This window comes from Protofrankia sp. Cr2, from assembly GCF_963555885.1.
Taxonomy (GTDB): Bacteria; Actinomycetota; Actinomycetes; order Frankiales; family Frankiaceae; genus Protofrankia.
In genome coordinates this window covers 38,767-64,455 of sequence record NZ_CAUVXG010000010.1, presented here as the reverse complement: position 1 = coordinate 64,455, position 25,689 = coordinate 38,767, and the positions used below count along the sequence as shown (strand labels likewise).

Annotated in this window: 23 protein-coding genes and 1 tRNA gene; 10 read left to right on the top strand and 14 right to left on the bottom strand. The window is 67.2% G+C overall.

Annotated features, from left to right (window positions below; genetic code table 11):
• The first annotated feature begins 26 nt into the window (after positions 1-26).
• The gene (locus U9978_RS07500; RefSeq protein WP_322760368.1) at positions 27-1,112 is read left to right on the top strand and encodes an ArsA-related P-loop ATPase; all 1,086 of its coding nucleotides are present in this window, start codon (positions 27-29) and stop codon (positions 1,110-1,112) included.
• Between the two features lie 14 nt (positions 1,113-1,126).
• Positions 1,127-2,359 carry an ArsA family ATPase gene (locus U9978_RS07495; protein WP_416210882.1) on the top strand — a complete coding sequence of 411 codons (1,233 nt, stop codon included), beginning with the start codon at positions 1,127-1,129 and terminating at the stop codon, positions 2,357-2,359.
• A 364-nt stretch (positions 2,360-2,723) separates the two neighbouring features.
• On the opposite strand, the gene U9978_RS07490 is transcribed toward U9978_RS07495, so the two are convergent.
• The gene (locus U9978_RS07490; RefSeq protein WP_322760327.1) at positions 2,724-3,080 is read right to left on the bottom strand and encodes a WhiB family transcriptional regulator; all 357 of its coding nucleotides are present in this window, start codon (positions 3,078-3,080) and stop codon (positions 2,724-2,726) included.
• Positions 3,081-3,496: 416 nt separating this feature from the next.
• Here U9978_RS07490 and U9978_RS07485 point away from each other — a divergent pair, with 416 nt between their 5' ends.
• Positions 3,497-5,947 carry a penicillin-binding protein gene (locus U9978_RS07485; protein ID WP_322760326.1) on the top strand — a complete coding sequence of 817 codons (2,451 nt, stop codon included), beginning with the start codon at positions 3,497-3,499 and terminating at the stop codon, positions 5,945-5,947.
• A gap of 17 nt (positions 5,948-5,964) precedes the next feature.
• Here U9978_RS07485 and U9978_RS07480 read toward each other — a convergent pair whose 3' ends face one another.
• A complete protein-coding gene (locus tag U9978_RS07480; RefSeq protein WP_322760325.1) occupies positions 5,965-6,420 on the bottom strand; it encodes a GatB/YqeY domain-containing protein in 456 nt (151 codons plus the stop codon).
• Between the two features lie 128 nt (positions 6,421-6,548).
• On the opposite strand from U9978_RS07480, the gene U9978_RS07475 reads away from it, so the two are divergent.
• Both U9978_RS07475 and U9978_RS07470 read left to right on the top strand, forming a co-directional pair.
• On the top strand, positions 6,549-7,496 hold the full coding sequence (locus U9978_RS07475) for a metallophosphoesterase (RefSeq protein ID WP_416210881.1): 948 nt from the start codon (positions 6,549-6,551) through the stop codon (positions 7,494-7,496).
• Positions 7,497-7,703: 207 nt separating this feature from the next.
• Positions 7,704-7,777 (top strand) — tRNA-Pro (locus tag U9978_RS07470).
• Between the two features lie 251 nt (positions 7,778-8,028).
• Here U9978_RS07470 and U9978_RS07465 read toward each other — a convergent pair.
• The 4 genes from U9978_RS07465 to U9978_RS07450 all read right to left on the bottom strand — a co-directional run bounded on the left by U9978_RS07465 (position 8,029) and on the right by U9978_RS07450 (position 12,801).
• Entirely contained in the window at positions 8,029-8,985 is a 957-nt protein-coding gene (locus U9978_RS07465; RefSeq protein ID WP_322760323.1) for a TQO small subunit DoxD, read from the bottom strand.
• A gap of 115 nt (positions 8,986-9,100) precedes the next feature.
• Positions 9,101-9,730: a potassium channel family protein gene (locus U9978_RS07460; RefSeq protein WP_322760322.1), complete on the bottom strand. Its 630-nt coding sequence runs from the start codon at positions 9,728-9,730 to the stop codon at positions 9,101-9,103.
• On the bottom strand, positions 9,727-10,488 hold the full coding sequence (locus tag U9978_RS07455; protein ID WP_322760321.1) for an HD domain-containing protein: 762 nt from the start codon (positions 10,486-10,488) through the stop codon (positions 9,727-9,729). Before U9978_RS07455 ends, U9978_RS07460 begins: the two co-directional genes overlap by 4 nt.
• 138 nt (positions 10,489-10,626) lie before the next feature.
• Entirely contained in the window at positions 10,627-12,801 is a 2,175-nt protein-coding gene (locus tag U9978_RS07450) for a serine/threonine-protein kinase (RefSeq protein ID WP_322760320.1), read from the bottom strand.
• 1,229 nt (positions 12,802-14,030) lie between these two features.
• On the opposite strand from U9978_RS07450, the gene U9978_RS07445 reads away from it, so the two are divergent.
• A complete protein-coding gene (locus tag U9978_RS07445; RefSeq protein WP_322760319.1) occupies positions 14,031-15,587 on the top strand; it encodes a GGDEF domain-containing protein in 1,557 nt (518 codons plus the stop codon).
• On the opposite strand, the gene U9978_RS07440 is transcribed toward U9978_RS07445, so the two are convergent.
• The 8 genes from U9978_RS07440 to U9978_RS07405 form a co-directional block, all read right to left on the bottom strand.
• Positions 15,568-16,245 carry a DUF3618 domain-containing protein gene (locus U9978_RS07440; protein ID WP_322760318.1) on the bottom strand — a complete coding sequence of 226 codons (678 nt, stop codon included), beginning with the start codon at positions 16,243-16,245 and terminating at the stop codon, positions 15,568-15,570. The two genes, U9978_RS07445 and U9978_RS07440, sit on opposite strands and share 20 nt — an antisense overlap.
• Positions 16,246-16,515: 270 nt before the next feature.
• Complete coding sequence (locus U9978_RS07435; protein ID WP_322760317.1) at positions 16,516-16,785, bottom strand: hypothetical protein; 270 nt, start codon at positions 16,783-16,785, stop codon at positions 16,516-16,518.
• A 275-nt stretch (positions 16,786-17,060) separates the two neighbouring features.
• A complete protein-coding gene (locus U9978_RS07430) occupies positions 17,061-17,477 on the bottom strand; it encodes a TIGR00725 family protein (RefSeq protein WP_416210880.1) in 417 nt (138 codons plus the stop codon).
• 35 nt (positions 17,478-17,512) lie between these two features.
• On the bottom strand, positions 17,513-18,403 hold the full coding sequence (locus U9978_RS07425) for an A/G-specific adenine glycosylase (protein ID WP_322760315.1): 891 nt from the start codon (positions 18,401-18,403) through the stop codon (positions 17,513-17,515).
• A gap of 18 nt (positions 18,404-18,421) precedes the next feature.
• Positions 18,422-19,501 (bottom strand): DNA integrity scanning diadenylate cyclase DisA, encoded by a 1,080-nt coding sequence (gene disA / locus U9978_RS07420; protein WP_322760314.1) that lies wholly within the window; start codon positions 19,499-19,501, stop codon positions 18,422-18,424.
• Positions 19,502-19,609: 108 nt separating this feature from the next.
• On the bottom strand, positions 19,610-21,058 hold the full coding sequence (gene radA / locus U9978_RS07415; RefSeq protein WP_322760313.1) for a DNA repair protein RadA: 1,449 nt from the start codon (positions 21,056-21,058) through the stop codon (positions 19,610-19,612).
• 104 nt (positions 21,059-21,162) lie between these two features.
• On the bottom strand, positions 21,163-21,783 hold the full coding sequence (locus U9978_RS07410; RefSeq protein ID WP_322760312.1) for a hypothetical protein: 621 nt from the start codon (positions 21,781-21,783) through the stop codon (positions 21,163-21,165).
• 252 nt (positions 21,784-22,035) lie between these two features.
• The gene (locus U9978_RS07405) at positions 22,036-22,866 is read right to left on the bottom strand and encodes a hypothetical protein (RefSeq protein ID WP_322760311.1); all 831 of its coding nucleotides are present in this window, start codon (positions 22,864-22,866) and stop codon (positions 22,036-22,038) included.
• A 360-nt stretch (positions 22,867-23,226) separates the two neighbouring features.
• Here U9978_RS07405 and U9978_RS07400 point away from each other — a divergent pair, with 360 nt between their 5' ends.
• The 4 genes from U9978_RS07400 (at position 23,227) to U9978_RS07385 (ending at position 25,682) form a co-directional block, all read left to right on the top strand.
• Entirely contained in the window at positions 23,227-23,709 is a 483-nt protein-coding gene (locus U9978_RS07400; RefSeq protein WP_131749102.1) for a CarD family transcriptional regulator, read from the top strand.
• A gap of 57 nt (positions 23,710-23,766) precedes the next feature.
• Positions 23,767-24,453, top strand: a complete 687-nt coding sequence (gene ispD, locus U9978_RS07395; RefSeq protein ID WP_322760310.1) for a 2-C-methyl-D-erythritol 4-phosphate cytidylyltransferase — start codon at positions 23,767-23,769, stop codon at positions 24,451-24,453.
• 132 nt (positions 24,454-24,585) lie between these two features.
• Complete coding sequence (ispF, locus tag U9978_RS07390; RefSeq protein WP_416210879.1) at positions 24,586-25,086, top strand: 2-C-methyl-D-erythritol 2,4-cyclodiphosphate synthase; 501 nt, start codon at positions 24,586-24,588, stop codon at positions 25,084-25,086.
• 200 nt (positions 25,087-25,286) lie between these two features.
• Positions 25,287-25,682, top strand: coding sequence for a PPOX class F420-dependent oxidoreductase (locus U9978_RS07385; protein ID WP_322760309.1), 396 nt, complete (start codon positions 25,287-25,289; stop codon positions 25,680-25,682).
• Positions 25,683-25,689: the final 7 nt, after the last annotated feature.

Here is a 25,689-nt window from a genome sequence, read left to right as displayed (position 1 = left end):
GGGGATGGCGGGACGCATCGGTGGACATGACGTCCGAGCGCCGCGCATCCGCCGGGAAGGGGTCGGCCAGGCCGGGTACGGTCGTCGGTGTGACGCCGCAGGACACTGTGCCGCCGGACACTGCCCAAGGGCCGTGGTCGTGCCGCCTCCATGTGGTTACCGGCAAGGGCGGCACCGGCAAGACGACCGCTGCCGCCGCGCTCGCGGTTGCGCTCGCCACCGGCGGTCGGCGGGTGTTGCTCACCGAGGTCGAGGGGCGTCAGCAGATCGCGCAGCTGTTCGACACCCCGCCACTGCCCTACGCTGAGCGTAAGGTGGCAAGCGCTCCCGGTGGCGGTGAGGTCTTCGCGCTCGCCATCGACGCGGAAGAGGCGTTGCTGGAATACCTGGAGATGTTCTACAACCTGCGCCGCGCAGGCAAGGCACTCGGCAAGATCGGCGCCATCGACTTCGCCACCACGATCGCGCCCGGGGTCCGCGATGTGCTGCTCACCGGCAAGGTGAAGGAGGCGGTGAACCGTCCGGACGCGACCCGTTCCGGGGGCAAGGCATATGACGCCGTCGTCCTTGACGCGCCGCCGACCGGTCGGATCGCCCGGTTCCTCAACGTGAGCGCCGAGGTCGCCGGACTGGCCAAAGTGGGTCCGATCCGTACTCAGGCCGACAGCGTGATGGCGGCGATGCGGTCGGCTACCACAACTGTGCACTTCGTCACCCTGCTCGAGGAGATGCCGATCCAGGAGACGGTGGACGGGGTCGCCGAGTTGAAAGCCGCGGGCCTCGCGGTCGGTGGCGTCATCGTGAACATGATCCGGAAGCCGTTGCTGGCGGCCGAGGACATCGAGCGGGCCGGCGCCGATGAACTGGATCTCGAGGAACTGGCGGCGGGCGTGAAGGAGGCCGGCATCCAGCCGAGCGCCGAGCTGGTCGGCGCCCTCGCGACCCAGGCGGCCCAGCACGCGCGCCGGGTACTGCTGGAGACAGCCGAGCGGGCTGAAGTCGAGGCGCTGGGCCGTCCCGTCTACGAACTGCCCCTGGTTGCCGATGGAGTGGATGTTGGTGTGATCTACCAGTTTGCGGAGCTGCTGCGCACACAGCGGATGGTCGGCTAGCGCGGATGGATGCGATGAGCGGGACCCCGGGGCGACCCTCACAGCGGCAGTTGCCCGCGCAGCCGTCGGCGGTACCGCCGTTGTCGGTACCGCCGTTGTCGGTACCGCCGTTGGACGTCGACGCGATGCTCGCCGGTGAGAAGATTATTGTCTGCTGCGGATCGGGTGGCGTCGGGAAGACCACCATCGCCGCGGCGCTGGCATTGCGGGCGGCGGAACAGGGTCGCCAGGTGGTTGTCCTGACGATCGATCCGGCCCGTCGGTTGGCACAGTCCATGGGCTTGACGGAGCTGGACAATATTCCTCGGGAGGTCGCCGGGGTCGACCGATCGGCCGGTGGCCGCCTCGACGCGATGATGCTCGACATGAAAAGGACGTTCGATGAGATCGTCCTGGCCCACGCAACTCCGGAGCGAGCCCGGCAGCTGCTCGATAATCCCTTTTATCAGTCGTTGTCGTCGTCGTTCGCCGGCACCCAGGAATACATGGCGATGGAGAAGCTCGGCCAGTTGGACGCGACGGGAGACTGGGATCTCATCGTCGTCGACACTCCGCCGACCCGGTCGGCTCTGGACTTCCTCGACGCGCCCACCCGGCTGGGAGCATTTCTCGACGGTCGACTGCTCCGCCTGTTGCTCGCCCCGGCGAAGGCCGGTGGGAAGATGTACCTGAAAGTCGTCGGGGTCGGGCTCGGCGTGTTCAGCAAGATTCTGACCAGGATCGTCGGTGCGCAGCTCCTGGCGGACGTCAGCCAATTCGTGGCGGCCATGGAAACCATGTTCGGCGGTTTTCGCCAGCGCGCCGAGCAGACATACCAGTTGTTGGGTGCGCCCGGCACCTCATTTGTCGTGGTCGCCGCACCCGAGGCGGCCGCGCTACGGGAGGCGTCCTATTTCGTCGATCGGCTGGATTCGGACGGCATGCCGCTGGCGGGGCTCGTCATCAATCGGGTCCACCCGGTGCGCTGCGCGGCCCGCGGGCTGACGGTGGAACGCAGCCTCGCCGCGGTGGAAACACTTGTCGAGCACGCCGAGCATCCGCTGGCAGCGGCGGTGCTGCGGGTCCACGCGGAAAGAGTGCGACTGTCCACTCGCGAGAATCGGTTGCGCGAGCGTTTCACCAGCGCGCATCCTGACACGCCGTTGGTCGAGGTCGACGCGCTCGCCGGAGATGTTCACGATCTTGCCGGACTCCGCGACGTCGGTGCCGCGCTCGTCCGCGAGTACGTTCTCCACCATGCCGGCTGAGGTGACCAAGGACCGGCGATAGCGGACGCGGCGTCGCGGGACCGGGGCACGTACCTCGCCACCTGGCAGGTCGGGCCTTCCAGGACGCCGTCGTCGAGAACGTGTTTCTTCGGAGGCATCGCCGTCCCGCGCACCTCACCGGGGTGTGATAATGAGGTGCGGAGGACGAATCGGAGGCTGGGGGCTAAGAGCGCCCGGCAATAGGGGTGTGGATGAAGGAGCGACGCTGGGGTGCGTGCATCGCGAGGCGGAGGAAGAAGGCACCCTGGTGTCGGGTGTCGACCGACGACAACGTGGCGAGGTGCGTGCCCCAGCCCCGCGACGCCGCGTCCCCTATTGCCGGTCGCTCTAAGTGCGGACGGTCCTAGCCCGCGGAGGCGGCCCCATGGTGGGCGCGCGCGTCCGCAAGCAGCTTCCGCCAGGACGTGACATCGGGCCGTCGCCGCAGCAGTGCCCGGCGTTCCCGTTCGGTCATTCCGCCCCAGACTCCGAATTCGACCCGGTTGTCAAGGGCGTCGGCGAGGCATTCGGTCCGAACGACGCATCCAAAGCAGCGGGTTTTCACCCGATTCTGTGCGGCGCCCTGGACGAAGAGATCGTCCGGGTCCAGGTCGCGGCAGGCCGCGTTCGCCGTCCAGTCGCCGTCGACGGTCGAGCCGATCAACTGGGTCGAACTGGCACGTCGTGCGGCACTGGTGCGGGTAGCCAGGCTGCTGGTCATGCCACCTGCCTTTCTTCTCGAGTCCGGGTCAGGGGGCCCGTGCGGGTGGTGACGTGGCTTCGCCCGAAACCGTACGGAGCGCCCTTGCCACGGCACAGACCCCACACGGGTGGTTGTCCAAATGACCCGTCCGGGCCATTGATCCGGGTCGTGAATGTGGTGCGTTCTGTCACTGGTTCGTGTCGTCCGCGTGACAGTCACGTGTCTGGCGGCCGGGGTCATAGGCTTGTGTCGATTGCGCGGCCGAGTGGTCGCGAGGGGGGCCCGTTTGGAGGTTCCCGGACGTGACAGCGACGACGGAGTCACACCGTCGGTATCCGGAGCCCCCGGGCGGTTCCGGCCGTTCCGGCACCGCCAGGCATGGCGCATCCGCGGGCGGCCGGCTGCCGGCGAGGCCCCGGACCCTTCGGTCACGGGTGCGGACAGCTGTCGGCCGGGCCGTACGATTCGTGATCATCACCGGGCTGGCCGGCGTCCTGCTCGCCTTCGTGGCGGTGCCGTTCGTGGCTCTGCTGGGTCTCACGACCAAGGGTGGGGCCGACTCGTTCCTGGAGTTGCCGGCGAACCTCACCGTTCCGCCCTTGCCGCAGGCATCTCGCATGCTGGATGCTCAGGGAAATGTGATCGGTTACCTGCGGGGTGAGCAGGACCGGGAGATCGTGGCGCTTGACCGGGTGCCGATGGTGATGCGTCAGGCGATCATCGACATCGAAGACTCCCGTTTCTACGAACACACCGGCCTTGATTATAAAGGATTGATCCGGGCCTATGTCACCAACCAGGAATCCGGTTCGGTTGCGCAGGGTGGTTCTACTCTTACTCAGCAGTACGTGAAGAACGTCCTGCTCCAGGCTGCGACCACCAAGGAAACGAAAGAGGCCGCGACCGAACAAACGGTCAAGCGAAAGCTTCGCGAAGCGCGTTACGCGTTGTATCTCGAGGATCACCTGAACAAGGACCAGATTCTCGAACGGTATCTGAATATAGCGTACTTCGGGGATGGTGCCTACGGGGTGCAGACCGCGGCGAAACATTACTTCAACGTGGACGTGGGTCAGCTCACCCTCCCACAGGCGGCAGTACTGGCCGGCCTGGTGAAGAATCCAACGGCCTACAATCCGGTGCTGCATCCGCAGGCCGCGACCGTCCGCCGTGACATCGTCCTGGACCGTATGCACGAACTCGGCCACCTCAGTGACGGCCAACTGGGTGAGACCAGGGCAATGCCCTTGAAACTGAACCGCCCGCCACAGGCGGTAGACCCCTGCCAGCTGTCGGCGGTTCCGTTCTTCTGTGCCTATGTCCGCCGCACGCTGCTCGCCGACGAACGGTTCGGCGCGACCCGGGCGGACCGTGAGCGGCTGCTGTTCGAAGGCGGTCTGACGATCCGCACCACGCTCAATCCGATTGCCCAGACCGCCGCGCAGAACGCCGCGTCCGGAGTTCTGCCGCCGGGCAACCGGGTCGCCGCGGGTGTGGCGATGATCCAGCCTGGTACCGGAAAGGTGTTGGCGCTGGCCGTCAACCGCGTCTACGGACCGTCTTCGGACGGTCTGGCACCGAATCGGACCACCGATTTCACTCACACAAAACAGATCATTCCGCTCGAGGAGACCTCGTTCTCACCGGGGTCGACCTTCAAGGTCTTCACCCTGGCGGCGGCCCTTGAGAAGGGGATGCCGCCGGGGACGACCTACTACTCGCCGGTGTGTTATCACTCGAATATCTTCAACAATCCTCGGGCAGAGGGGAGCACGCGGCCGAGAGCCGCGGACTGCTTCGGCAACGCCGACCCCAACGAGGCTGGTTTGTACTCGATGACGACGGCGACCTGGCACTCGGTGAACACCTACTACATCCAGCTCGCGGAGAAGGTCGGCATCCAGAACATCGCCGAAATGGCGCGCAGGCTCGGTGTTACGTCGTGCCGAGTGCAGGATCACACGTCAGCTCTCAAGCAGACCTGCCCGTCCGGCGGTATCGGATCGCTCGACGGTTCGGCCGTCCTCGGTACCAACGAGATTTCCACGATGGACCTGGCGACCGCCTACGCCACGCTGGCAGCTCACGGCGTCCGATGCGATCCACAACTCTTTGAATCGATCACTCAGCGGGTCGGCGGTACGGACCGGCCGGTCGCCTACACGACACCCAAGGCGTGCCGCCAGGTGCTCGCGCCGGACGTCGCGGACAAGGTCACCTCGGTGCTGGAGGGGGTCATCCTGCACGGGACCGGGGCGAAGAACGCGCAGATCGGCAGACCGGCGGCAGGCAAGACCGGGACCGCGGAGGGCTTCAGCACCGCGTCGTTCGCCGGCTACATCCCGCAGCTCTCCATCGCGGTGACCCTCGCGGACCCACGGTCGCCCACGACCTACCCGCTGCTCAACGTCCAGGGCCTCAAGCAGGTCTACGGCGGTGACCTGCCCACCGTGGTGTGGGCGAGAACCATGCGCGGCACGATCGACGGGCTCAACCTGCCGGTCGCGGCCATGCCCGCTCCCGACGACAGCGAACCCAATCCACCCAAGGAGATGCTGCCCGATGTCGTCGGTCAGAACGTGTCTCTGGCGCGGGCACTGTTGACCGCGCAGGGTTTCCGGGTGTCGGTCCAGGAGGTCGGCAACCCGGCCCCGGCGGGTACGGTCCTGGCGATGAATCCATCGGGCGGCCAGGACGTCGAGGCTGGCTCCAACGTGGTGCTGATGGTCTCGCAGGGTCTTGGCCCGCAGCTTCGATGGGACGGCAGAACCTCCACCCTGGAGCCGAATACGGCGACGGTGCCCACTCCACAGTCCGCGACGGTGACCCCGAGCCCGACACGCAGGCGGGGGAGGAGCCTTCTGGACGTGTTGAGCGGGGGTTGAGGTACGACCCGAATGTGTCAGGAGGTCAGCCGGGCGCGGACCAGAGCGGACACACGGGATCCGTCCGCTCGCCCGGCCACCTCGGACTGGACAGCCTTCATGGCGGCGCCCATCGCCTGCTGACCGGAGAGGTCCTTCGCTGCGATCACTCTTTCGATGATCAGCGTGAGCTCGTCATCGCTCAACTGTCGGGGAAGGTAGGCGGCGAGGATCTCGCCCTCGTTCCGCTCCTGCTCGGCCTGGGCCGCACGCCCGGCGGCGGCGAACGCATCCGCGGCTTCCCGCCGCTTGCGGACTTCGCGGGTGAGCACCTTCGCAACGTCGGCGTCGGACAGCTCCCGTGCGCTGGTACCGGCTACCTCCTCGTCCTTCACGGCAGCCAGGGCCATCCGTAGCGTGGAGGTACGCAGCGCGTCCCGGGCCTTCATCGACGTGGTGAGATCCGCCCGCAGGCGATCCTTGAGTTCGCTCACGCAACCTGACCCTAGTGGTCGCCGGAGTCCCCGGTATCCACGATCACCAGGCTGCCTGTGGTCGTCTGCCCGCGTGGCGCGGCGCGGAGAACGCCTGCAATGGGCGGAACCTGGGCCACACTGGTCCAATGACGAGTGTGCGACGATTCTCTTCAGGGACGCTGCGCAGGGCCGCCGGGCGTGCGGCCACCGGGCTTGGTGCGGCAGGTGTGGTGAGTCTTGCCTACGCCGCCGGCTACGAGCGGACTGCCTACACGCTGCGCCGTCTGGTGGTGCCGGCGCTGGCCGAAGGGGCCAGTTCGCTGCGCATTTTGCACATCTCCGACCTGCATATCACCCCCAATCAGCGAGGAAAGCTTGCGTGGATCTCGGACCTGGCCCGACTGATGCCCGATCTTGTGGCCTTGACCGGTGACGTGCTCTCGCATCCGGATTCAGATGAGCCGACCCTGGCGGCGCTGTCTTCGATGTTCGGCTTTCCCGGCGTGTTCGTACCGGGGAACAACGACTATTTCGTGCCGACGTTGAAGAGTCCGCATCACTACTTTTCGTCGAAGGACGACGCCATGCCGAAGGGGCCCCCGCTGAACTGGGCGGCGTTCGCCAAGACCCTTGCGGCCGACAGCGGATGGATCGACCTGACCAACTACCGGACGGTGATGCACGTCGCCGGACGGCGGATCGACGTTCGTGGCGTCGATGACGCCAGGTTGGGCAGGGACGATGTCCCCTCGGTGCTCGGTCCCCGGGACGACGCAGACGCCGACGTCGACCTGAAGCTGGGGCTGTCACACACTCCGGAGCCGCGGGTCCTGGACGCCTACACCGCCGACGGGGTGGCGCTGACCCTCTCCGGGCACACCCACGGCGGCCAGATTCGGGTGCCTTTCGCCGGGGCGCTGGTCACCAACTGCGGGATCGACCGTGCCCGCGTACGCGGACTCTCCCGGTACGAAACGGGCGGGCGGACGTCGTGGCTGCACGTGTCCGCTGGCCTGGGGACCTCGCCGTTCGCGCCGATTCGCTTCGCCTGCCGACCCGAGGCTACGCTGATCAGCCTCACCGCCGCGGCCTGAGCGCCGGAATGGACCGGACGTCGGCGAGGTCGGAGGTCTGCATCGCCTGTGGACGCGATCTCACCGGCGTCCTGGAGCGCTGACCGGTGGCCGCTGACCGGTGGCCGCTGACCGGTGGCCGCTGACCGGTGGCCGCTGACCGGTGGCCGCTGACCGGTGGCCGCTGCCAGGGTCCGTCGGTGGATCAGGTAGACTTCGTAATGGTCGCGGGGTGTGGCGCAGCTTGGTAGCGCGCTTCGTTCGGGACGAAGAGGTCGTGGGTTCGAATCCCGCCACCCCGACCCAGGTCAGGGGCATGATCCGGACTTTGGGATCGTGCCCCTGACGCATATACAGCAGCGAAGTACAGCAGGGCCTGAGCCTCCTTTCTTGATCGATGATCATAGTGGCGGGCGCTCCTCGTGGCGGCGCTCCTAACGATGTGAATCTGGTGCTGTTCCAGCAGCATGAAATTCACATCCTTCGGCCGGTGGCCCTTCGGCCGGTGCCCCGTGAACAGGTCGACCAGAGGTGGCGTGATGATCTTTTGGGATCATCCGACGACGACATCGTCGCCGTCGAGGCGTAACGGCAGGCGGGTGAGCGGGAACGGTGCCGGGCCACCGAGGACCGCCCCGCTCGATGCCGAGTAGAACGCGCCGTGGCAGGGGCAGGTGAATTGCTGGTCAGAGATTTGGAAGCTCACGGCACATCCGGCATGGGTGCACACGGCCGAAAACGCGGCGAATCCACCTGCCGGTAGATGGACGAGCCAGGCCGGCTCCCCGGAACGGGGGTTGGTGAAGCTCTTCGCCGATCCCTGATAGATCTCGTCCGTCCGCGCCACGGTTGTGCCGTCGACGTTGTCATCGGGTGCCGCCGCTGCCGGTGGGCGGGAAACCGCATGCCCACCGATCGCCCGTCCTAGCCAGGCGGTCAGGCCAGCGGTGCTCAGAGCGCCCAACGTTGCGAGGCCGGTCACCGCACCCTGACGCAGCAGCGCACGGCGCCGAGCGTCGTGGTCGCGCATCCGGGTGAGCCAGGCGTCCACCGACAACACCCCGGCGCTGCCCACCGCGGTGAACGGCAACCACATGACGGCGAAGACGATGTCGGAACCGTAGTAGTACGGCCGCGTATGCCAGCTGACGGTGAGCAGGAATATCAGGGAGAAGGCGGCGCCCGCGACGGCGGCGAGCCGGGCACACAGGCCGAGGAGGGTCCCGATGCCGACGGCGACCTCGCCTATTGCGATCAGGACTCCGACGATGTCCGGATACGGCTGGACCAGGCCGAGAAGTGCTCCGATCGGACTGGAATGGACGAAGGACCCGATCTGTCGATGGACCGACATCGGCGATGCCGGGTCGAGGTAGGCGGGGTCGGCGAGCTTCTGCAGCCCTGCGAAGGTGAACGTGACGCCGAGAAACACCCGCAGCGGCAGCAGCAGCCAGCCCGGCTCGGTGAGCCGGGTCCGCCGGTTGCCGCCCGCGTTCGTGGCGTTGTCCATGCTCTTCACGGTCGGTGCAGGCTACCGGTGGTGCCCACCCGCAGGGCTGAAGGGTAGGCGATCATGGTTCGCCTCGCGATGCACGCACCCCAGCCCCGCTCCTTGATCCACACCCCTATTGCCGGGCGCTCTTAATGTCGGATGGATCGGTATCGACCGATTCGCTGTCGGGTTCCGTCGTCGTCATGGATCGGCGCTGCAGCCCGGCTGTGATCGCACTGACGAAGATCCGTGCGACTACGCCGATGGTGACGAGATCGCCTAGCATCTGAATCATTGTGATGATTCGGGCCGTCTCGGTCCGGGGCGCGATGTCGCCGAATCCGACCGTGGTGAACACGGTGATCGTGAAATACAGTGCGTCCGTACGGGTCAACGGCTCCGTGAAGGCGGCGACCTGTTCCCGGGCGAGCAGGAAGTACGTGGTCGCGAAGAGCAGTAGAAACAGCGGTAGGGACGCGGCGACGGACTCCACGGCACGCAGTCTCGGGTAGGGGGAGTGGGCGATCTGCCAGACCTGAATGCTGACCACGGTGGTGAAAACGAGCAGACCCACAGCCAGCCGGATGCCGGTGCTGGTGCTGAGCGGGCGGTCCAGCGGCAGCAGGTAGTAGAGCACGACCAGCGCTGTCGTGGTCAGTAACGCACGCACGATGGAGTGCAGGATGACCCGACGGCGTCGCGTCGACCGCCGGGCCTCGTGCCGTGCGTTCGTGCCTGTGCCCCGTGGCTCCGGCGGGGTCACAGGTTTGCACGGCCGGTGGTGCCACGGCCGGTCATGTTATCGCCGGTGGCGCCATGGATCGTGGTCCCATGGATCATCGCCACCGAACCGGCACACGCCAGGTCCCGCGCCGACTCGGGAACGTACATTTGCGGTCCGCAGCCTCGTTGGCGCAGCGCGACGCGTGCCGTCGCGGCGAGGAGCCGTGGCTCTCGCCGGCGCCGCGCGGCGAACAGGTCCGGACGCTCATCGGCGTGCCGTTCGCGGATATCGGCGAAGCGCTGTGCCACAGAAATGATCTCACCGGTTGGTCCCGCTGTCATGTCCGCGTAGGCGAGCGCGTCCGTGACAGGTCCGTCCTCCCGCGGGAACTCATCGAGTGCGTCGACCAGCCCGCGTGGTTGCGCGAGCAGCCGTGCCTCGGAGTGATGCGCGACCAGGGCGGCAAGGCGCACCGGTGCGCCGGCCCGGATGAGGTGGAGCGCGCCGTCAAGGGGATGAAAGCCGGAATCGATCAGCAGTGGGGAGTAGCCGATGTCGTGCAGCCATGCCGCGGCGACGAGCAGGCCCCGGTCGGACGATGCGACGGTGGACGCGATCTTGCCCGCCTGGGCTGCCACCGCGCCAGTGTGTGCCCAGCGGGCCGGCAGCGGTGCCAGGAGCAGGTACGCGATCGAACGGGCGGTGGCGATCGTCGCGTCGAACTGGTGCGGTGGCGACGAGATGGCGCTGCCGTGCCGGTGGCCGTTGCCGGTGGGATCGGTGCTGGAGTCGGTCACAGGGTCCTCCGTCTCCGGGGATCACGGCGGCGCCGAAGAGCGCCCGGCAATAGGAAAATCGATCAAGGAGCGGGGCTGGATTCTGGGCGGCGGCCGCTGCCGAGCCTGGGAGCGGTATGCCCGTCCAGGCTCGTCTCATCACCCGACAGCCCGGCTCATTCTGGCCGCGTCGGTCCCGCCGGCCATGAGAACGGACCGCATATCGACCGTCGACGTGTGGACGGTCGGCTTGTGGCCGTCGGTCTTCCAGTCGGCGCCGTGCGGCATCTTGATCCCCAGCATGTGCGGCAGCCACTCGGTGCCACGGCCGGTAGGCGGCTGACCGCGAGGTGGGCAGCGCGTGACACCGTTCCTGACAGCCTGGATTCCTGCGATCACACCTTTTTCGATCTTGACGCCGTGGTGGGTTCTGGTCCGCGGTGGGGCCGGCTGTAAGGGCGCGATACGCCGTGGCTGTGCCCGGGCCCGTGCCCGTGGCTCGGCGGATCGCGTGACGTTCGAGCCGGTCGCCGAGGATGGCACCGACTGCGTGGATACCGGTTGCATCGTTGTCGCCGCAGGTTTTGACGTCGCGGTGGACGGAGATCTGGGTGCTGAAGTCGTTGGTGCGCTGGACGTGGTGGTGGGTGGCGGCTGTGCCGGAGTAGTGGCCACCGGCGGCGGTGCGCTCGTCTGGGTCGCCTCGGGTGGTGTCGGGGTCGGCGACGGTCTGGGCGGTGACTGCGCCGGGTTTGTGGTGGCTGGGGCTGGTGCGGGCGCCTGCGTGGGTTCCGGCTGGATCGACGTGACCGCCTGCCGCGGCGACGTCCTATCGATGTTCGCCGCGTTCGCCGCGTTGGGCGCAGGCGCTACCGGCTCGGCGGCCGGTGGTGATGGGACGCTCGCCGGTTGCATCGATACCAAGCCCTCGCCGGCTACCGACGGCGCGTCCACCGGTGGTCTGGCGGGGTCCGTCGGCCGGTTGGACGTCCACAACCCCGCAACGGTTGGGGGGATCATGCCGCCGCTCGGGACGGGCTTGCCCGCGGGCGCCGGGATGGCTCCACTGGCGCCTGCGCTGGTATCGGGAGCAACTCGCAGTGCGACGGCGACCATCAGCCCGGCGCTGATACCCAGCGCGATTCCTGCCGCAACGGTGACCAGTGCCAGTTGCCAACGGCGCGTGGTGGTACCGCCACGACCGGCCGCGGCGGTACCGGCGCCGGCTGGACTGTGCGTGGCGGCCTGTCGGCCCGCTCGGGCTACCCGGTCGGCTGCGGCAAGGTTCTCCGTGGGATCGGCGTGGGGCACGGTCTGCATCGCCGGCACGGTCTGCATCACCGGCACGGTCGGTGTCACCGACACAGTCGGTGTGGCAGGTACAGCCGGTGTTGTCGGAAGAGCGGATACCGCCGGAACCACTGGTACGGGAATCGCCACCGGTAGCGGCGTCGGCGTCGACGGTGGTGGCGGCGGTGGTGTGATCAGGACGTGTCGGGTGACCTGGTCTGCGAGATCGACGCTGTCCACATAATTGCGGACGACCCCGGTGACCAGTTCGACGGCGGTGGGTCGCCGGCCCGGATCTCTGCTGAGTGCACGCCGTGTCAACGGTGTCAGTCCATCGGGAATACCGCTGAGGTCGGGTTCTTCCCGCAGCATGCGAAGCGCGGATGCGGTGGGTGTGTCCGCCGCGAAGGGGTGGCGCCCGGTCGCGGCGAACACGACGCACATACCCCAGGAAAAGATGTCGGCGGCGGGTCCTGCCCGTTCGCCGCGCAACTGTTCCGGTGCCATCCAGGCGACGGTCCCGATGACGTGACCGGTCTGGGTGTGCTCGGTTGTGTCGACGACATGGGCGATCCCGAAGTCGATGACCTTCGGGCCATCCCAGGCCAGCAGGATGTTCGACGGTTTCAGGTCACGATGCACAAGCCCGGCCGCATGGACGGCGACGAGAGCGTCGGCCAGGCCGGTGGCGAGGTTGACCAGTGTGGAGCCACCGAGCCGGCCGCGTTCGGCCACGGCCATGGCAAGGCTCACACCGTCGACGTACTCGGTCGCCATCCACGGGCGTTCCGCGTCGACGTCGGCGTCGCGCACCTCGGCCACATAGTTGCCGCGGACCCGGCGCGCCGCCGCGACCTCGCGGCGAAACCGTTTCCGGAAGTCCGCGTCACCGAGCAGCTCCGGGCGGATGACCTTCACTGCCAGTGGATGGCCATCCTCGTCAAAGCCGAGATAGACGGTGCCCATCCCGCCGGCGCCCAGTCGTCCCTGGAGCCGGTACCTCCCGACTTTTCGGGGATCAGCGTCGGTCAGCGGCGCCAGCACGCCCGCTCCTCTCCTACGACCCGCACCCCACTCTGGGATCACGCTACCGAGCGCTGCGGGGTTTGCGACTGTCGGCACATCAACTTTCTCGAGTAAGCAACAATCTGATCACAGAACCAAAACGTACGATCGATCACACCCGCATACCGCCGGATGGTCGAGGTGTATAGGTAAAAGGTTGTCCTGGTGTCGGTCGATCGTGATCAAATCGATCGTCAGGTGGCACCAAGTGCCCGGCGGTGGGGCTGTGGCCGCCCCCGCGGAGGACTTTTCGAACTTTGTAGATCAAAAAGACCGTTTTCGGGATCGGAACCCTGGAAGATAGCCCGCGCTCGGGCCCGCTGCCGAGCGGCTTCGCGACCTGTCAGTTGTCGGTGGTGTTTTTGATCACTTTGTCGCGGGTGGTGGCTCCGGTGTGTCACGCGGGCTGCATCCGAGCTGCTGTCGGTGTCCATCACGAGGTCGACAACCGTCCTTTTCCGCCGGATGCCGAGTTCCCAGGCGATGTTCGTCCAGTCGTGACGGTTGCGGGGCCAGGGCGGTCGCCGGTGCCACCCTCCTGTCCATGGCGGGCCGAGAGCGGCGCGCAGAGCCCTGATCTCATGGTCGCGCTCGGCGACCATGGCGCGGATACGCCCCCATATGTCGATTGCGGAAACCATCACCCCATACTGTTTCACTGGGACCGAAGATGGATGTACAACTCGATACAAGGGATGTCGGTCACGTACCGCTTTGCTGGTACTGGCCGTTGTCCCTGGTCGGCGGGGAGCCTGCCGACCAGGGACAGGCTGTCGGTCGGCAAAGGGGGTGCTGGACACATGAGGAAGAGCCGATTTCCGTTACGCATCGTGGTGAGGACGCGATGGCCCGGCTCGGAGGTGCCCATAAAAGATCATCAAATGACGGTGTTGATCGTCACAGGATGTTCACAGGAAACCAGGATATATTCGGGAGAATCAGCCGTCCAGTGATAAACGAGTTTTTTCGCCATTACGACAGGGCCTGGGCGCCGAGTCGTCGGAATGATTCTTCCGCGCTTCGGGACGGGCCCGAGACGCCCGACTCGCCGCGAAGGTCACTGCCCAGATGACACGAACTCCGACACCTCGCCGAACCGTGCGGATCGACTGGTCCCCGGTGCTACCCGACTTCCTGAAGGCTGCGCAAACATGGATTTTTCCGCGCCTGCCGAGGCATCGAGAGACTGGCCGTACCGGGACCATTTGATGAGGTCTGGAAAAGGACGTGGACGGCTGGCCGTAAGCCGATCATGGCTGCTTTTTCTGGTGCTCGGGCTTTGTCTGCTCGTCGGTTACTATCTGGTGCCACCACACGGTGCGGGACGTGCGGTGCGGGTTGCGAGCTCCTGCCTGGTCAGTGCCTGCGCGGCGGTGGCGGTGTTCGTCGGCGTCGGCTGGTTCCGGCCCACACCGCGGCTGCCCTGGCTGCTGTTGGCCGCCAGTCAGCTTATGTACCTGTTCGCTGGAATAACCCTTTTTCCGCCGCACCAGGTTGTCGGACTCGACCTGGGAGACGTCGTGACCGTCATGGACTTCCCAGTCCTTTCCACCGTGTTCGGGGTGGCCCGCTACCCGCTTGTGCTGGCCGGTCTCGTCCTTTTCATCCGCTATCGTACTCCCGGGCGTGATCTGCCCTGCCTGCTTGACGCCGGTACGCTGGCGGTTGCCGCGGTCATGCTGTCGTGGCTGTATCTCATCGGGCCGTATGTCCGCGGTGGATCCGGCCGGCTGATCGAGGCTACGACCCTGGTCGGATATCCGGTGATGGATATCGTCCTGCTCGCGGTCGGGCTGAAGCTGTTCATCGGGCCGGGTCGCCGGCCGCTGGCCGGCTTCCTACTCATGGGCAACCTTGGTCTGATCACCGTTGCGGACACCTGCTACGGAGTGCAGCAGCTCGGTGGTACCTACCGGGCGGGCAACCTCCTGGATGGGATGTGGCTTGCCGCTGACGTCGCCCTGGGTGCGGCGGCACTTCATCCGACGATGGTCCGGTTGGCCGTACCGACGCCCGCCGCGGACCAGGCCCTCGGGGGTGTTCGGTTGGCCACACTGCTGACGGCTGCGCTGGCTGCGCCGATCACGATGATGATCGAATATTCTCGTGGGATCACGCATGACATTCCGGTCATGGCCACGGCGTGCGCACTGATGTTCCTGCTGACGATCGCTCGAATGGCGGTGCTTGTCTCTGACCAGCGCAGGCTGGCGATGGTCGACCCGCTGACCGGCCTGTACACCCGCCGTTTCCTGGCGGCGGCGATGCCCGTGGAGTTCGCCCGGGTGCGTCGTGGCGGCGGATCCCTGGGTCTGGTCATCATCGATGTTGATCATTTCAAGTCCATCAATGATGATCATGGTCATCCCGCGGGCGATCGGGTCCTGGCCGAGATCGGCGCCCGGCTGCGCGGAGCGACCCGCCCGGGCGACGTACTCGCCCGTTACGGTGGCGAGGAGTTCGCGCTGTTGGCTGCCAACGTCGACCTGAGCGAGCTGGGTGCGCTCGCCGAACGACTGCGTGCCCGGGTGGCGGGAAGCCCGATCGCCGTGGACGCCGACACCCTGATCCTCGCCACCGTGTCGGTGGGAGCCTGTGCTTTCCCGACCCATGTCTCGAATCAGGCCGAGCTGGTCGCCATGGCGGATCGGGCGCTGTACGCCGCAAAGGCACGTGGGCGGGACCGGGTGGTGATCGCCGAGATCCCGCGTACCGGTACGGCACCTTCTGACGGAGCCCGTGAGGTTACCGGCCTGACCCGGTAGCTTCATGATCTGTTATCAGCGTCCGCTGTGACGCTGATGTCTGGGTGCCTTGCCACCGGGCGCGATCGCTGAGGGCCGTCACCAGGGTGTGTCTGATGGATCTTCTGCGGACGACGGCGACCAGCGCGGCTGTCACCGCGATGCCCGTCACGCCGACTACCACTGCCCGGGTCGCGCGGGGGTTGTCGACGGCCCGTTGGCGCACGGTCGCCACGGTCCGCGCCGTGTGCTCCGAGGATTCCCGCACCTTGTCGGCGGTCGCCGTCACGTGCGGATTGTGGCTGACCTTTGTCGCCGTCTGGCTGGCGGCGGCCCTGGCATGCTGGGCGGTTCCAGCGACCTGAGGATTCTGCCCGACCCGGTGTACGGTCCGGCCCGCGGTGTCCTTCGCCCGGTGGGCGGTTACCGATGCCTTGTGGGCGGTGGCCGATGCCTTGGGGCCAAGGTCCTCGGTCGCCCCGGCTAGTCGTACCCGGGCGCCTGCCGCGCCGGTGGCCACCCGTTCCCAGGTATGGGCGGCGACGGTCCTGGCATCCTCGGCGGTGCGTCCCGCGACCTTTGCGGGGCGCACCTTCTCCGACAGGGCGGCGAGCTCGTTGGCGAGCCGTGTTCTGGTCGTCTCAATCTCAGTCTTGATCGAATCCGGATTCTCGGCCACGAGCGTCCTCCCGCATCCTCGGGCATAAGAGCGACCTGTCCGACAGATCGTCGATCGCATCGACACCCATCGGAGCGGCCTTGGCCTGTGATATTCCTGATCGTCGGATTCCCCGGGAACGGCATGGCTAACCGGCAGTTCGCATAGAGTGACTGAAAGTTCGTATATGGTGACCATTGGTAGGGGTGTGGCATTGCGGGGCCGGGGTACCCGCCTCTACCGGGGCACTCGCCTCTACCGGGGCACCGCCCTCGACAGCTGGGGTCGGCGTCAGGTCTGGCATGGCGCGTTGTCGTCGTCACCCGGCACCTCGCGAAAGACCAGCGAGAGGTCGACGTCGCCGTGGAAGTTGATCAGCGTAGCCCGCGGTGGCACCAGGATCATGGCGGAGGTCAGATCAGCCGCGGTGGCGCCGGCCGCAAGGACGAGTTCGTGCTCGACCAGTAGACCATGTCGGACGGTCACCACCTCGGCGAGTGGGGTCGGTGCCGCGCCGGGTACGCCTCGGGGTTCGGGTACAAGGTCGCCGTCGGTGTCCATTTTCGGGCCTCCTCGATGTGAACTTAGCAACTCGGATCGATGCGTTTGCAGCCGACTACGTGGTCCTTCCAGCGGGCCGTTCACGTGCGTTCCACATTGTCGCTTTGGCGCCTTTTCCTGCCAGTCGGACGGTCGGACAGTCGGGTTGCCGGATGCGTGACGTCATCGATATTGCTTTATAGCAAATATACGCAGATCGGTGTGATCCAGGGGCGTGTGGGGACACTTTTGGCACCCTGCGATATATGGCTGTGAGGGGTTCTTTCAGGTTTTTGTCAGCAGGCTGGCGAGTCTATGATCGCGCGCACCGCCGCGATCGCCTCTTCGACCGTGTCGACCTGACGAACCGGGCTTGAGCGGGCATGTTCGGTGTCCCCGGGATGTTCGGTGTCCCCGGCAGCGCTCCGGTGGCTGTGGCCGGTCCCACCTGCGTCAGCGGCTGGCGCCCAACTGTTCAGCCCGATGACGGGTACCCCGGTGCGTAGGGCGAGCGCGATCTCCGACAGCGTTCCCCAGCCGCGTCCGACCACCACCACTGCTGCCGAGCGGATGACCAGCGCGTTACGGGCCTCGCCGAAACCCGTTGGGATGATCATCTTAACCCACGCGTTCGCCGCACCCGGGTCCGTCCCGGGTAGCAGCCCGACGGTAAGACCTCCGGCCCGTGCGGCTCCCTGGCTCGCGGCGGCCATCACCCCGCTGAGGCCGCCGGTGACGACGACGATCCTCAGATCGCGCGATGCCCGGGCAGCGCGTAGACACCCGGCGCGACCAGCGTGGCGAGACCGTCGGCCAGCAGGCCTTCCAGCGCCCGCCTGCGCTGCACCGGCTCGTCCCATACCGCGTCGAGGAGTTCGTGGTGTACCGGTCCGGGTGCCTCCCGCAGGACCGCGAGCAGGCGTCCGCGTACCTGGCGGTCGGTCCCGGCATAGCCCTGCGGGCGCCGGGCCGGGCCGTCGGCGGGCGGACGGCCCGCTCGGTGCCATGCGCATTCCTCCGCCACCGGGCAGGCATCGCAGTGGGGCGTCCGTGCGACACAGACCAGCGCCCCGAGTTCCATGAATGCCGCGCTGACCCGGGCCGCGGTCTGCGGGTCCATGGGCAGCAGTGACTCGACCTGCTCCAGATCCCGTCGCGATGTCGCCGTCCGCTGGTCGTCGCGGCCACAGACCGCACGGTTGACGAACCGCCGGACATTTACGTCGATCACCGCGTGGCGCTGCCGGAAGGCGAACGCGGCGACCGCGCGGGCCGTATAGCTGCCGACTCCCGGTAGCCGCAGCAGTTCGTCCACATCCCCGGGGATTGCTCCGCCGTGGCGTTCCATGATGGCGACGGCGCTCTGGTGCAGCCGCAGGGCCCGCCTCGGGTAGCCCAGGCGCCCCCACATCCGCACGGCCTCGCCGGCCGGCTCGGCGGCGAGCATGGCCGGGGTGGGCCAGCGGTCGGTCCATGCGTGCCACACGGGCAGAACCCGGTTGACCGGCGTTTGCTGAAGCATGATCTCGCTGACGAGCACCGCCCACGGGCTCACCCGCGGGTCTCGCCACGGGAGATCCCGGGCGCAGACCCCGTACCAGTCGAGGACGGCGTTCGCGAGTGCGGTCGGTTCACCCATGTAGTTCACCCATGCGGTTTACACATAGCGTTCGAGGATGCTGGACTCGGCGAGCCGGGACAGCCCCTCGCGCACTGCCCTGGCGCGTGCGGCGCCGATACCCTCCACGGTCTGCAGGTCGTCCACGCCGGCTGCCAGCAGTTTCTGCAAGGTGCCGAAGTGGTCGACGAGTCGGTCCACGACCATCCGGGGCAGGCGAGGCACCTTGGCCAGCATCCGGTAACCACGGGGGCTGACCTGGCTGTCGAGCACATCCGCGCCCCCGGGGAAGCCGAGTGCGCGGGCGAGCACGGTCAGATCCAGCAGGTCGGTCGGTGACATCCCGGAGAGCCGGGCGAGGATCTCGGCGGCGGTGGCCGCCTTACCTCCTGAGGGCAGATAGTCGCGGACGGTGAGTTCCCGTTCGGTCTCGACTCCCGCCATCAGTTCCTCGAGCTGGAGAGACAACAACCGGCCATCGGTGCCGAGTTCGACCACGTAGCCTTCGATCTCGTCCGCGATCCGCCGAACCATCTCCAGCCGTTGGCTCACCAAAATTGCGTCACGGACAGTGACAAGATCTTCGATCTCGAGTGCGGACAGTGTGCCGGCGACCTCGTCCAGGCGCATCTTGTAACGTTCCAGCGTCGCCAGCGCCTGGTTGGCCCGGGACAGGATGGCAGCCGAGTCATCGAGAACGTAGCGCAGACCTGCCACGTACAGCGCGATGATCCGCATCGACTGGCTGACCGAGATCACTGGGTATCCGCTCTGCTTGGCCACCCGTTCGGCCGTGCGGTGCCGGGTACCGGACTCGTCGGTGAAGATGGTCGGGTCGGGCACCAGATGGACGGCGGCCCGGACGATTCGCTGCAGGTCGGATGACAGGACGATCGCGCCGTCCATCTTCGCGAGCTCCCGCAGCCGGGTGGCGGAGAACTCGACGTCCAGTTCGAAGCCACCGGTGCAGATGCCTTCGACCGCCTTGTCGTGGCCGAGGACGATCAGGCCGCCGGTATGGCCGCGCAGGATGCGCTCAAGGCCATCCCGGAACGGGGTTCCTGGAGCGACAGCGGCCAGTGTCGCCCGGAAGATGTCATCCCCGGGTGGTCCTGCCATCTGACTCCCTCTGTATCTCGGCGTTCCGCCGTCGTGATGGTATCGGGTGGGCTGCTTTGCCATGCTGCCCCCGTGATGTTGTAGCCATACTTTTACCTGCTGTAATTATCACTCATTACCGCCGTACATATGCCGTATTGCACTGTTCAGGTCGCACACTTCGATCGTTGTCATGCCCTCGGGCGCCGGACCCGCCTCGGGGGGCACGAGCGCCCAGCGGAAACCCAGCCTGGACGCGGCCGTCAGACGCCTGCGGACCGCACCCACCGACCGGACCTCGCCGGCCAGACCTACCTCGCCGACGGCGACGAGGTTCGCCGGAATGGGACGGTCCTCAACGCTGCTGATCGTGGCCAGCGCGACGGCGAGATCGGCGGCCGGCTCGGCGAGCCGGACCCCACCGACGGTAGCCGCGTACACGTCCGATCTGCCGAGTTGTAGCCGACCGCGGCGCTCGACGACGGCAAGAATCATCGCGACCCGGGCTGAGTCGAGCCCGGAGACGGCTCGTCGCGGCACGGTCGCCGTGGACGTTGCCACCAGCGCCTGCACCTCGGCGACCAGCGGTCGGCGGCCCTCGACCGTGACCGTCACACAGGTGCCCGCGACGCCGTCCGTCGGCCCACCATCGTGCCAGCGGGACAGGAACAGTCCACTGGGATCCGCGATCCCACGGATGCCGCCGTCGCCCATTTCGAAGCAGCCGACCTCGTCGGACGGGCCGAAACGGTTCTTGCTCGCCCGAACCAGGCGCAGCGACGAATGCCGCTCACCTTCGAAGTGCAGAACGACATCGACAAGGTGTTCCAGCAGCCGCGGTCCGGCGACCGTGCCGTCCTTGGTCACGTGACCGACGATTACACAGGCCATGTTCAGCGCTTTTGCCGCGCGGATCAGTGCCGCGGTGACCTCGCGGACCTGGGTGACCCCGCCGGCCGCTCCGTCTGCGGTGGCGGTGGTGATTGTCTGTACCGAGTCAACCACCAACAGTTCCGGACGGACCTCGTCAACATGGGTGAGTAGAGCCTCCAGATCGGTCTCCGCCGCGACCCACAGATCGGCGTGGACCGCTCCCGTCCTTCCGGCTCGAAGCCTGACCTGAGCGGTCGACTCCTCGCCGGTGACCACGAGCGCTCGGGCACCCGACGCGGCACTACGCGCGGCGACCTCAAGCAGCAACGTGGACTTGCCGACGCCCGGCTCGCCGGCCAACAGGACGACCGCCCCGGGAACGAGCCCGCCACCGAGCACCCGATCGAGTTCGGTGACCCCGGTAGGGCGGCTGCGGGCCGTCGTGATGTCGACCGCCGACATCGGGCACGCGGGGGCCGTGACCGCCGCGGTCGCCCGGGCGAGGCTCCGTGCACCCGCCCGGTGGGTCGAGCGGACGGCGGGCACCTGGGCCTCGATCGTCCCCCAGGTATTGCAGCGCGGGCAGCGTCCTGCCCACTTGACCGACTCGGCGCCACACCCACTGCACCGGAAACCAACCGATGCCGCTCGGGAACCGGACAGGCCCGGGGCGTTCGGACGGGGAGCGGGAGGCCGCGATGACATGGCCCGCACCGTATCGGGACGGTCCGACAACAGCCATGGGGCAGCGGCTGACCTGTCTTGTCAGTCACCCGACGATGTCGGACGGCTGACGATGTCGACCGACGTCAGCCGGCGGAGCGCGATCCACCGGCGGCCGGACTGCTGGTCGCAGCCGGACTGCTGGTCGGGGTGGCACGGCTGGTCGCAGCCGCGTTCACCGGTTGTGCAGGTGGCGTCGAGACCGATGCCGCGGGGTTCGCGGACGCTCCCGGAGCCGGTGGCTCCACGGGGACGGCGAGGGTGACGCTGCCAGCCTTGGCAAAGGTGAACGTGACCGGGATCGCCTGCCCGATGGCGAGGTCACGGTTCAGCCCGGTCAGCGCGGGAGCATTGCCGTCGGCAATGTAGATGTTGCCGCCGCCTGGTTCGAGGACTGCGCGTTTCGGGGTCTGGCCGCCGTCTGCAGCCGGCGACGTGACTCCGATGATCTCGTCGGACTGGGTTCCGCCGTTGAAGAACGCGGATATGATCTGCGCCTTCCCGCCCGAGGTCGCCGGCCCGGCCACGTAGACGTTACGCAGCGAGATGGTGCCGACGGCGCCGGCGGCGGAGTTCGTCGTCGTGCGCGCTTGCGCCGTCACCGCATCAGTACCTGCAGCACACGATGACAGTGTGATCGTGGCAATCAGGGATGCGCTGGCGAACAGCGAGGCGGTCGCGGTACGCACACCCGGACGGTGGCTCACGGCTCGGCTGCTCCTCGGTGCGGAACCGACGGTCGTCGCGTCGGTACTGGTTGACCCGCCGCCGGGCTGGCGGACGGCGCGCGGCCGACCCCATCCGAGGACTCGCGTGCCCGACAGGTTTGACCGCGGGGCACAGCCTAGTAGGCCGCAGGCCGCCGGGCGCGGGAGTAACCATGTCCATCCGGCGATGCCACAGGTATCAACGATCAGGTATCAACGATCAGGTATCGACGGCCAGGTACCGATGACCGGTCAGCGGACCGGAAGGGCGCTGAGCCAGCCCTCCAGCCGGTCGCCGGGAGCGAAGCCGCGAGGTGGCTGCACGAGCCGGCCGTCCGCGGCGATGAGCAGCAGCGTCGGCCGCTGGGGATCCGCGCCGACCAGGCGGGCGAGGGATCCGTCGGGATCGCCGTAGCCGACGGCGAGGCCGCCCGCAGCCTCCGGCGAGCGGGTGAGCTCCTTCAGCGATGGATTGTCAGCTCCCGGGGCGACCAGATAGGTGGGTATCGGGATGCCCTCGTGGGTCTGGCCCACGATGTCGTGGACCGATCTCGCGCAGTCGCAGGAGCCCGGCAGCAGCACGATCAGCGCTGGTCGAAGGTCGGTTGTGACGCGCGACCCGCGCGCGGCGCTGAGCGGGAGCTCGGGCAGCAGGCCGCCGACGGTGCCCGGCCGCGCGGTCGTGGCCGCGAGCGGAAGCGGGCCGGTGGATGTGACCGGACGCGGGTGCGCCATGATCAGCGGCACCATGGCGCCGAGTGCGCTGATGATTATCAGGAGCACGGCGATGATGACGCCGGGTACGGGGCGCGACCGGGTCGACGGCAGGTCGGCCGGTCCGGCCGGCAGCCGACGCAGACCCGGAACAATTTTGCTGAGGAGCTCCCGGCGCTGGCGCAACCGCAGCTCAGCGTGGTAAAGGGCGACATCCTCGGCCAGCTCACTGATGTCGTCGGGGATCTTGATGTCGACCGGCGGAATGTCGTCGCGATGTCCGTTGCGGGGGTGGGCACGATGGTCGTCGCGGCCGGGCCGGTTGCCGTCGTCGTCCCCGGATGCGGGCGGCGGCGGTGTGAGGTGCACCCCTCCATCGTGACCGATGGACGGCCCATCTGCCGGGTGGTATAGGAAGCTAGGCGAAGTCATGGCTGGGACGTGGTGAAACGGTGGTATCCGGACGCCACGACAACACGACGGCGCCAGAGGTCCATGTCGATCATCGGTGCCATGGGGGTAGCGAGGGGCACAGTAAGGACACCCGGGCAGGCTGCTCGTGTCGGCGGCCTTTGCCTGTTTCGCCTGGTCCGGAGCGTCGCCGACCCACCGGCGACACGTCACCGAGCCGTGTTGGCGGGCCGATCGCGGCCTGCCTTACAAGCATGCGTCTGACCTGGGTCGATGCATGCGTGTTACTCTGGTGAAGGCGGAAGGGGCACTTGACACATGGCGTTCCAAGTCGGCGAGACCGTTGTTTACCCACATCACGGTGCTGCTCTCATCGACGCGATTGAAACACGCGTCATCAAGGGCGAGGAAAAGCTCTATCTCGTACTCAAGGTCGCTCAGGGTGACCTGACTGTGCGCGTCCCAGCGGACAACGTCGCGATGGTCGGCGTCCGTGATGTGGTCGGTCAGGATGGTCTCGAGCGCGTATTCGAGGTTCTACGGGCTCCGCACACCGAGGAGCCGACCAACTGGTCACGGCGGTACAAGGCGAATCTTGAGAAGCTCGCCTCCGGCGATGTGAACAAGGTCGCCGAGGTGGTTCGCGACCTCTGGCGTCGTGATCGCGAAAGGGGGCTGTCCGCGGGTGAGAAGCGCATGCTGAGCAAGGCGCGGCAGATCCTGGTCAGTGAGCTCGCACTCGCGGAAGGCACAAATGAGGACAAGGCCGAAGCCATGCTCGATGAAGTCCTGGCGGGTTAGGCAGCGGCAGGTAGTGCGGATATCCAGACGTGCCCGGTCCTTTTGAGACCTATGCATATGTCTGACCGTGTAGCCGCGGTCGTTCCGGCAGCCGGCCGCGGCGAACGTCTTGGTGGGTCCGTACCCAAGGCACTTCGTGCGCTGGCCGGACGTTCACTCGTCCAGCATGCCGTCGATTTGCTGATGTCTGCGACTTTGGTGGACCAGGTGGTCGTCGCCGCTCCGGCCACGGAGCTGGAAACATTTGCGGGATTGCTCGGGCCCGACGTACGCGTGATAGCCGGCGGCGCGGAGCGCATCGATTCTGTTCGGGCGGCAATCGCCGTCCTTGATGAGACGGTGGGGGTTGTTCTGGTCCACGACGCGGCCCGTCCGTTGACACCCCCCGCGCTTGTCGATTCGGTCGCCGCCGCGGTACTGGGCGGGGCACCGGCGGTGATCCCGGTGCTCACGATCAATGACACGATCAAGCAGGTTGATGACCTGGGCCGGGTTGTGCGGACGGTTTCCCGTGATGTTCTGCGTGCCGTGCAGACCCCGCAGGGCTTCCGTAGGGACGTGCTCGACGAGGCATACCGGCTCGGCGCGATGTCCGCTGACGGTGTGCCGATTACCGACGACGCGGGGTTGGTCGAGGCACTCGGCGTCCCCGTGATGACTGTTCCCGGTGCGCAGGAGGCGTTCAAGGTGACTCGACCGGTCGATCTTCTCCTTGCTGAAGCGTTGCTCGCGCGTCGCGACTAGAGGCGCCTGAAAATTTTGGTTCGATCAGCGAGCGGCGTCCAGCGCCCGGCTGCTCTGCCTGCCTGCCTGACTGACTGACTGACCACAATGCGGTGCCGCGGAGAGCGCGCCGTATCACCATGTCAACGTGAAATGTGCGAGGTGAGGAAGCTGTCGCTGGCCGGACTTCCCCGCGTGGGTGTCGGTGTGGACGTCCACCCGTTCGCAGCCGGCCGTCCATGCTGGGTGGCAGGTATTTTCTGGCCCGACGAAACCGGCCTCGCCGGGCATTCGGACGGTGATGTCGCGGCGCACGCGTCCTGTGACGCGTTGCTGACCGCATCGGGGTTGGGCGATCTCGGCTCGATCTTCGGTACCGGTCGGCCGGAATGGGCCGGGGCGTCGGGCGTTGCCCTGCTCACCGAGACGGCGAGGCTCCTGGGCGAGGCGGGCTGGGCGATCGGGAATGTTGTCGTGCAGATCGTGGGTAACCGGCCGCGGATGGCGCCGCGGCGCGCCGAGGCACAGGAAGCCCTGAGTGTCGCGGTCGGTGCGCCGGTGAGCGTGTCCGCCACCACCACCGACGGCCTTGGGCTGACCGGGCGGGGAGAAGGCCTCGCTGCGATCGCCACCGCGCTGGTCGCCCAGCGCTGAGCGGTGGCCGTGTCCGGACTCCCCTCGGCCGTGGGGCAGCTCGGCGACGGTAACGCCGACGACCCCATAGGTCCGGTCCGGCCGTCCGATGGGAGGTCTCATCCGTGCGGCTCGCAGCCTTGCCTGCTTGGCATGATGGCGGGCGGCCGTCACCGCGGATGAGAGGGTGACAAAACGACAGGACCCGGCGGAGGAGTCTGATGTCGGTGTATCTACCCGAAAAGGTCAAGCATCTCGCAGACGCCGCGACCTACGTGACGCTCGCAACGATCCGTCCGGACGGATCCCCGCGAATGACGGTGTTGTGGATCGCGCGTGATGGCGATGACCTGTTGTTGTCAACCGTGCGGGGTCGAGCCAAGGAACGTGATATCGCCCGAGATCCACGGGTGGGAATCATGTTTCTCGATCAACAGGATCCCTACGGTTATGTCGAGATCCGTGGCCGGGCGACCCTGACCGAGGCGGGGGGCCGCGAGTTGATCGACGCTCTCGCGGTGCAGTACACCGGTGACGAGACCTACCAGTGGGACGGGCCGGATGCGGTGCGGGTGGTTATCCGCGTGACCCCCGAGCGGGTGTTCACCACCGCCTAGCGTGGTG

What these genes read in the sequence shown, in the direction of transcription:
- U9978_RS07445 (WP_322760319.1), top strand. Translation starts at nt 14,031, where the DNA reads ATGAGGTCTGGAAAAGGACGTGGACGGCTGGCCGTAAGCCGATCATGG.
- U9978_RS07500 (WP_322760368.1), top strand. Translation starts at nt 27, where the DNA reads ATGACGTCCGAGCGCCGCGCATCCGCCGGGAAGGGGTCGGCCAGGCCG.
- ispD (WP_322760310.1), top strand. Translation starts at nt 23,767, where the DNA reads ATGTCTGACCGTGTAGCCGCGGTCGTTCCGGCAGCCGGCCGCGGCGAA.
- disA (WP_322760314.1), bottom strand. Translation starts at nt 19,501, where the DNA reads ATGGCAGGACCACCCGGGGATGACATCTTCCGGGCGACACTGGCCGCT.
- U9978_RS07435 (WP_322760317.1), bottom strand. Translation starts at nt 16,785, where the DNA reads ATGGACACCGACGGCGACCTTGTACCCGAACCCCGAGGCGTACCCGGC.
- U9978_RS07400 (WP_131749102.1), top strand. Translation starts at nt 23,227, where the DNA reads ATGGCGTTCCAAGTCGGCGAGACCGTTGTTTACCCACATCACGGTGCT.
- U9978_RS07425 (WP_322760315.1), bottom strand. Translation starts at nt 18,403, where the DNA reads ATGGGTGAACCGACCGCACTCGCGAACGCCGTCCTCGACTGGTACGGG.
- radA (WP_322760313.1), bottom strand. Translation starts at nt 21,058, where the DNA reads ATGTCATCGCGGCCTCCCGCTCCCCGTCCGAACGCCCCGGGCCTGTCC.
- U9978_RS07385 (WP_322760309.1), top strand. Translation starts at nt 25,287, where the DNA reads ATGTCGGTGTATCTACCCGAAAAGGTCAAGCATCTCGCAGACGCCGCG.
- ispF (WP_416210879.1), top strand. Translation starts at nt 24,586, where the DNA reads ATGTGCGAGGTGAGGAAGCTGTCGCTGGCCGGACTTCCCCGCGTGGGT.
- U9978_RS07465 (WP_322760323.1), bottom strand. Translation starts at nt 8,985, where the DNA reads ATGGACAACGCCACGAACGCGGGCGGCAACCGGCGGACCCGGCTCACC.
- U9978_RS07495 (WP_416210882.1), top strand. Translation starts at nt 1,127, where the DNA reads ATGAGCGGGACCCCGGGGCGACCCTCACAGCGGCAGTTGCCCGCGCAG.
- U9978_RS07490 (WP_322760327.1), bottom strand. Translation starts at nt 3,080, where the DNA reads ATGACCAGCAGCCTGGCTACCCGCACCAGTGCCGCACGACGTGCCAGT.
- U9978_RS07430 (WP_416210880.1), bottom strand. Translation starts at nt 17,477, where the DNA reads ATGGCCGCCGCGAGCCAGGGAGCCGCACGGGCCGGAGGTCTTACCGTC.
- U9978_RS07475 (WP_416210881.1), top strand. Translation starts at nt 6,549, where the DNA reads ATGACGAGTGTGCGACGATTCTCTTCAGGGACGCTGCGCAGGGCCGCC.